This is a genomic window from Shewanella sp. SM32, assembly GCF_025654235.1.
GTDB lineage: Bacteria > Pseudomonadota > Gammaproteobacteria > Enterobacterales > Shewanellaceae > Shewanella > Shewanella oncorhynchi.
Genome location: NZ_JAKKRO010000104.1, coordinates 1 through 6,630 on the forward strand (window position 1 = coordinate 1; position 6,630 = coordinate 6,630).

The following is a 6,630-nucleotide window of genomic DNA, read 5'->3' on the forward strand; positions in this document are numbered from 1 at the left end:
CCCCCGTAGGGCGTATGCGGTATTAGCAGTCGTTTCCAACTGTTATCCCCCTCGACTGGGCAGATCCCTAGGCATTACTCACCCGTCCGCCGCTCGCCACCTCAGAAGTAAACTCCCTTGTGCTGCCGCTCGACTTGCATGTGTTAGGCCTGCCGCCAGCGTTCAATCTGAGCCATGATCAAACTCTTCAATTAAAGTTTTGTTGCTTCCGTCTTGCGACTTCAGCGGCTCAATGAATTCTGATTTTTTGTTCCCACTTAAAAGCAGAAACAAACTGTACATATTACTATGAACACTCATTGTTACATTGATTTAAATTTTTGACTGCCAACCCGAAGGTTAAGCAGTTTCGATTAACTCAACACCTGTGAGTGTCCACACAGATTTGCTTGATAAATTGTTAAAGAGCGTTGACCACACACTGAGTTTTCAGCGGGTCAGGGCTGCGTATTCTACGCATTCCCGTTAATGCGTCAAGTAGTTTTTTCAACTTTCTCAACGCTCATCGTTTAGCTCGCTAATCGATGAACTGCTTGGCTTTCTTTGCTTAACTTGCGTTACGCTGTCTGCCGTGTCAGTGGATGCGCATTATAGGGAGATTGAGAAAGTCCGCAAGGGCTTTTTATCGATCATTGAATCGCACGTCGATATTTTAAACGTTATGTCCATTTTTTAGCTTATAAGCTCTATTTATCGGAGATACGTAAGGTTTTTTATCTAATTAATTGATAATTCACGCTCAATATTTCAGCAATGGTCTAGTGTAAAAGTAAATAATTCATTACCATATACTTGCTGTTAACAGTTATTTATCAATTTCCCATTCATCAGAGAGCATTCTTATGCAAAAGTCATTTCTTATTGTCTTGATTGTCGCCATTATTGGCGCAGTAGCACTATCTCAGTTCGCAACGCCATTATCAGCTATTGCTTTTGTCGCTGGCGCTATCATTGCAAGTCTTGTTTTTAAATTTGTTCCAGAGACTTCATCATCTCATGCTTCAGAAGAACAATATGTTGGCCCTACAATGACCTTATATGTAGGTAACCTGCCTTATCGTGTTCATGAGGGTGAAGTAAAAGTACTATTTGGCGAATTTGGTCCAGTAAACTCTGTGCGTTTAGTCAGAGATCGTAAAACGGGTCGTCGTAAAGGTTTTGGTTTTGTGGAAATGTCAGAATCAGGCGCTCAGAAAGCCATGGTTAAACTGAATGACTATAGTTTCCAAGAAAGAACCTTAAAAGTAAGAGAAGCAAAAACACAAGATTCGGAAGCTGCCGACCGTACAGGGACAGACGAGTAGCATCACCGCTTAAACTGTTTTGCTTTATTTTGTAATTTAGTTGGTTGTGGTGATTCGTTCGATAGTTGAAAAGCCACAATCAATTAATGTTGTTGTTAACCCTTCGCTGATTCCCACCTTAGTATAGAAAGCTTGCATCACCGACTCCCTTACTGCTTCTCTCTCATCTGTTACTCTGTGATCTTCCATAATAAGATTCTGTTGCGTTAAAAGAGTCACGACTCGCTTAGCAATAGCAGCGCCAGAATCCATTAGTTTTACGCCCGCACCGAGCACTTGTTGTAATTCAGCTTTGATCATAGGGAAATGAGTGCAACCTAGTACGAGAACATCCAATTGTGCGGCAACGACTGGTGCCAGTAACTGTGCCAATCTATGCATATCCAACATTCCAGTCGCCACTTTTTGTTCTGCCATCATCACTAATTCAGAACAACCAAAGAGTTCGACATGGCAATCATCAGCAAATTGGCTGATAAGTTCATGGGTATAATGACGCTTAACTGTGCCAGGTGTAGCCAAGAGTCCAATACGTTTGCTCTTAGACATTAGAGCGGCGGGTTTAATGGCGGGGACAACACCTACGACAGGGACAGTAAGATGTGCACGTAATGCCGGTAATACAACAGTACTTGCAGTATTGCAGGCAACGACCACTATCATTGCATTGGTACGAGCCACTAGATCGCATACTAATTCGACACAGCCAGAAATTAATACCTGCTCTTCCAACTCTCCATAGGGCAACCTAGCATTGTCGAAAAGATAGCAATAGTCGCTATGGGGCAAACTCTTGCGGATTTCAGCCAGTACAGATAGACCACCAATCCCAGAATCAAACACTAATATAGGTCGCGACAAGCGAATCTCCAGTTTCGGATATATAAATAAACTATACAGATTGGACGCATTAACGATTCGATGGCTGCTTTACCGACAGAATCCAGCCAAATACCATAGAACCACATTCAAGTGCGCGGATTTTCCCATAGCTTTGCGAAAACCGCAAAAGCAAGATACTGGACATTCGTGTCACCTAGTATAATATTTGCGCCCCAATTTACAGCAACGGTGAATCAAACAATGAACTTAGCAGCAATGGACCCTCAGACTTATGATGCGCAGTTAGAACACAAGCGTATCAAGCTAGAACAAGCCTTTGCCCAATTTGAAACACCGAGTGTTGAAGTTTTTGCCTCAGAGCCAGCTAACTACCGTATGCGCGCCGAATTCCGCATCTGGCATGATGGTGACGACTTATACTATTACATGTTCGATAAAGTATTGAATGAGAAGGTACGTTGCGATCAATACTTACCAGCTAGCGTGCTCATCAATCAAATGATGTCTGCCTTAATCGCCGAGCTGAAACCGAATCCGAGTCTAAGGCACAAACTGTTCCAAGTGGATTTTTTGTCGACTTTAAGCGGCGAGATCTTAGTGTCTTTGCTTTATCACAGGCAGCTTGATGACCAATGGCGCGCCGATGCGACTGCACTGAAAGCCAAGTTAAGTAGCCAGTTTAACGTCAACATCATCGGCCGTGCCCGTAAGCAAAAAATCGATTTAGATAAAGACTTTGTGGTCGAGTCATTACAAGTAAATGATAAAACCTTCTTATATAAGCAAATCGAAAACAGCTTTACTCAACCCAATGCCAAAGTTTCCGTAAAAATGCTGGAGTGGGCTATCGATGCGACTCAAAACAGTAAGGGGGATTTACTCGAGCTCTACTGTGGTAATGGCAACTTCTCTATCGCACTGGCGCAAAACTTTAATCGCGTGTTGGCCACCGAACTCGCTAAGCCTTCAGTCGATGCGGCGCAATACAATATCGAAGTGAATGGTATTGATAATCTGCAGATTATTCGTATGTCAGCCGAAGACTTTAGCGATGCCATGGCGAAGAAACGCAGCTTTAGACGTTTAGAAGGTATCGATCTTGACAGCTATGTTTGCAACACCATTTTTGTTGACCCACCACGCGCGGGGATTGATCCTGATACGCTGGCGTTAGTCCAAGGTTATGAGCGGATTTTGTATATTTCCTGCAACCCTGAAACCTTAAAAGATAACCTGCAACAACTGAACGAAACCCATAGAGTGACCCGCTTTGCCTTGTTTGATCAGTTCCCTTACGCAGATCACATGGAAACGGGTGTACTGCTAGAGCGCATTAAATAAGGCTTTCTTACAGTTTAAACCATCAGAAAATCTATCTGGGTACGGCGCTGGGTACGGGAACCTTTAAAACGCTCAATTTCCGATAGCCTTTACTACCCAAAAGTCCACCAGCAACGCTGGTGGCGAAATCTTACTAATGCATAGTTTGGGCAAGCGAAGACAGACCATTAGTCTCTAAAATATTCAAAATCTATAGGGCTTGTGTCCAGTTAAGCTAGCAACTGATAGTAGTTTTGGATCTGAATATTTTAATTTAGAATAAAACCTTTATTTAACAATAGCTAGTATGTGCTTATTTGTAGTAATTCGCATTGATACCCACCGATATACCCACCATACGCTAATGCCTTAGCGAGATGATTCTTTGTTTGACTATTTGCTAGTCGTATTAGCTGATCTTGCTCGTTTTCTAGGGCGGGGATCTGAAGTCTGGTTTTGCTCAGTGCTTTCTTCCGATTCTGTAGCCTCTATGGGCTCCTCTAAGGGAAGTTCCACAATGTCGATTAAAGTATGGGCTCTAGTTGCTTGCATCAGATGGTCAGCAGTGAGCTTTGAGCGGTTTTTTACAGCTTTTTCAATGATAGCAAATAGAATTGATGAATTGTCTTTTACGGCTTGAAGTTCACTCTTTAGCGCAGTCACCTGTTTTTTTAAACGGTTATTATAGTTTTTCTGTAGATGAAGTTCACCACTAAGCTTCTTATCTGTAAACGACTGGTTGAACTTTATTTCTGCTTTTTTCGCTTTTTCTGTATTTTTAGCTTTGAGTTCTTGCTCCTTTAAACCGATGAGAAGCTTATAGTTATCATCGATGATAGACTTAAACAGTTGAATATTCGTGATTTTTGCCTCTTCTGCCATCTCCTTGAATTTGTTCTTATGCTCGATTGAAACACTGATGTTGAGCATCTTGGCTTTGCATGCAAGCCTCCTATTGTGTGCTTCCCATGCTTTTTCCATTTTTCGATAAAATTCGAAAGTGGCTCTTTCATTACTGTCTTTAAACCAATTGAAAAGCGTCGATTGAACTTCAAATATTGTTGGATTCTGGCTAAAAAAAATCCCTTTTTTGTAAAGGTATTTAGTCACCCAAGCCAGTAGCAATTTGTGCGTTTTGTTTCGGTAAAAGAAGTCAAACTTTGCTTCAAATTCGGCCTGGCGTTTAATGTCCATCATGCAAGAACTCATTATCACTTAGTGTTGATGAAGTAAATACTTTTTAAAACTTTATTTACTGTAAGTCTAACATTTTTTTGTTTAAAATTACTAGCAATTTACTAGTAATTTTAAATTGCAATTACCTACTGGTTATGGAAGTATTTATTAATAGTTTTCTATCATTGAAATTCAAATGAAGCGCTTACTTAGTTCGCTCAAAGGTGCCAAACCAGAATCCAGATTTTTTATTTCCCTATGGTTTAGATTTTTTGCACCTGAAGCAGGGGTCCCATTACCCGTAGCAGATATAGCAAAAAAGCTAGGCGTTTCTAAGAATGTTGTAATGTCGTCTCTTGCCTACATGACTACTGAAGGTTTTTTTGAAAGGAGTCACATTCATCTAGGAGTTAAGGCTGGCAGACCCACATCACTGTATTTTGCTACCAATAAACTGCTTGCTATTTTATGTGATGATGAACATACAAGATTTCACGCTGGTCTGATCGAAGAATTACATTTCAACAATCACCAACATTTGACGTTGAGCAATCGTTTACTGCTTTGTGTCTTCTTGCTTCACGCAAATGAGTACGGTTTGGTGGAAAACTTGGGATTCTCAGTCATTGCTCAGATGACTGGAATGAGTAATGACCAATTCAATTCACAGCTAGATAAGCTTTCTAGGCTTAGATATCTCAGGAAGTTGAGTTCTGGGGTCACTTCAAAGGTGATTTTTGGATCCAGGCCTTCAATTTATCTGCTAGATATTACAAATGAGCGGTTTTCTAGTGCAATATTCCGCTCCGTTACTTGTGAGCAAGCAATTTCTACTGAAGAGTATCAGCATATCCTTAAGAAATTGATTTCTATATCGAACAATGGCTTAGTTTCTTTCAGTCATTTACAACAGAAGGACGACGATGATAGCAAGACCATTAGGACGAATGCATATGCTCAGTGTAGAAAGCGATTCGCGATGGCAATCGGTATTGAAGGTGCTGAATCTAGTTGGATATTTTTTATCGAATTAGCTCGTATGCCTGCATTGAAAAAATTTTTATTCGAAAAAATATTGCTGACAGTGGCTCAATCAGCCATTTCTAGGAGAAAACTAAACCAAGAGTGGCTAACACAATTGAGTATCAGTTTCTGTCAGGAGCTACAGCCAGTATTTTTAAAACAGGGAAAAGTGTTGATTGGGAAAGATTATGCTGAAGATATTGATAAAAATAGCAAAAAAAGTCATGTGATTGAACGTGAATCAGGCGATGAGGTAGACCTGTTTGATACCACAGATTTGTGTGTATTTGCTGAGGTCTTAGTGAGATGTGTCATATTCCCAGCGGTTGAAACGCTGAAATACAAGACAGCTATCCTTAAGAAGCATTTCAAAGCGCCATTTAAATTTGCTTTTTTATTGGATGAAAAATCAGAAGACGTTATTGAGATTAAGCGCCCACTTGACATTTATTACTTATATCCTATCTCGAATGGTCCCTATGAAAAGCGGGTTTACATTGTAGATGGTGAAGTTCATCCGATTGAAACCAACGTGGGAATAGACTAAAAACTGCACAAAACCAATGATTTAATTGTCGAGCGATGTGAGATCTTATCGCCCTTGTTTACCCGATCTACTGCTCAATGATTGACGGGGATTTCAGTTATTGCGATTGTCTGTTTGTTAATACTGTTAGCCTATAGCTACATCTACTACTCAATAGTATCCACTCGACCAGTATCTCTAACACTACCTTATGAACATACAGGGTTAGCTGCCATCAAAGGCGAGCTAACCTTTGCAAGTGATATCAAGCCCTTTGGGGCTTTTGAGTTATAAATTACACAAACCCCATACGTTATGAACAATAACCAATATGGGATATCAATATGTACTCACGTCACACCTCAAACACTAACCTTACCGTCATCAGCAATGGCCAATACCAAGGCCTCAATGTTTATCCTAGGCCACTAAGCGCTG

General features: G+C 40.7%; 5 protein-coding genes and 1 rRNA gene. 3 read left to right on the plus strand and 3 right to left on the minus strand.

Going from position 1 to position 6,630, the window contains the following annotated elements:
• A 16S ribosomal RNA gene (locus L5M10_RS22890) occupies positions 1-194 on the minus strand; the annotation flags it as partial.
• 648 nt (positions 195-842) lie between these two features.
• On the opposite strand from L5M10_RS22890, the gene L5M10_RS22895 reads away from it, so the two are divergent.
• Positions 843-1,304 (plus strand): RNA-binding protein, encoded by a 462-nt coding sequence (locus L5M10_RS22895; RefSeq protein WP_113941557.1) that lies wholly within the window; start codon positions 843-845, stop codon positions 1,302-1,304.
• Positions 1,305-1,340: 36 nt separating this feature from the next.
• Here L5M10_RS22895 and murI read toward each other — a convergent pair whose 3' ends face one another.
• Positions 1,341-2,165, minus strand: coding sequence for a glutamate racemase (gene murI, locus L5M10_RS22900; RefSeq protein ID WP_105251023.1), 825 nt, complete (start codon positions 2,163-2,165; stop codon positions 1,341-1,343).
• Positions 2,166-2,387: 222 nt separating this feature from the next.
• Here murI and trmA point away from each other — a divergent pair, with 222 nt between their 5' ends.
• Positions 2,388-3,488, plus strand: coding sequence for a tRNA (uridine(54)-C5)-methyltransferase TrmA (gene trmA / locus L5M10_RS22905; protein ID WP_263256013.1), 1,101 nt, complete (start codon positions 2,388-2,390; stop codon positions 3,486-3,488).
• Positions 3,489-3,860: 372 nt separating this feature from the next.
• Here the strand turns inward: trmA and L5M10_RS22910 are convergent, their stop codons facing one another.
• Positions 3,861-4,664 carry a hypothetical protein gene (locus L5M10_RS22910; protein WP_249555237.1) on the minus strand — a complete coding sequence of 268 codons (804 nt, stop codon included), beginning with the start codon at positions 4,662-4,664 and terminating at the stop codon, positions 3,861-3,863.
• Between the two features lie 175 nt (positions 4,665-4,839).
• On the opposite strand from L5M10_RS22910, the gene L5M10_RS22915 reads away from it, so the two are divergent.
• Complete coding sequence (locus tag L5M10_RS22915) at positions 4,840-6,213, plus strand: hypothetical protein (RefSeq protein ID WP_263198211.1); 1,374 nt, start codon at positions 4,840-4,842, stop codon at positions 6,211-6,213.
• The last annotated feature ends 417 nt before the right edge of the window (positions 6,214-6,630 follow it).

Excerpts from the sequence above, each read along its gene's own strand:
- L5M10_RS22895 (WP_113941557.1), top strand. The coding sequence starts at position 843 with ATGCAAAAGTCATTTCTTATTGTCTTGATTGTCGCCATTATTGGCGCA.
- trmA (WP_263256013.1), top strand. The coding sequence starts at position 2,388 with ATGAACTTAGCAGCAATGGACCCTCAGACTTATGATGCGCAGTTAGAA.
- L5M10_RS22910 (WP_249555237.1), bottom strand. The coding sequence starts at position 4,664 with ATGATGGACATTAAACGCCAGGCCGAATTTGAAGCAAAGTTTGACTTC.
- L5M10_RS22915 (WP_263198211.1), top strand. The coding sequence starts at position 4,840 with ATGAAGCGCTTACTTAGTTCGCTCAAAGGTGCCAAACCAGAATCCAGA.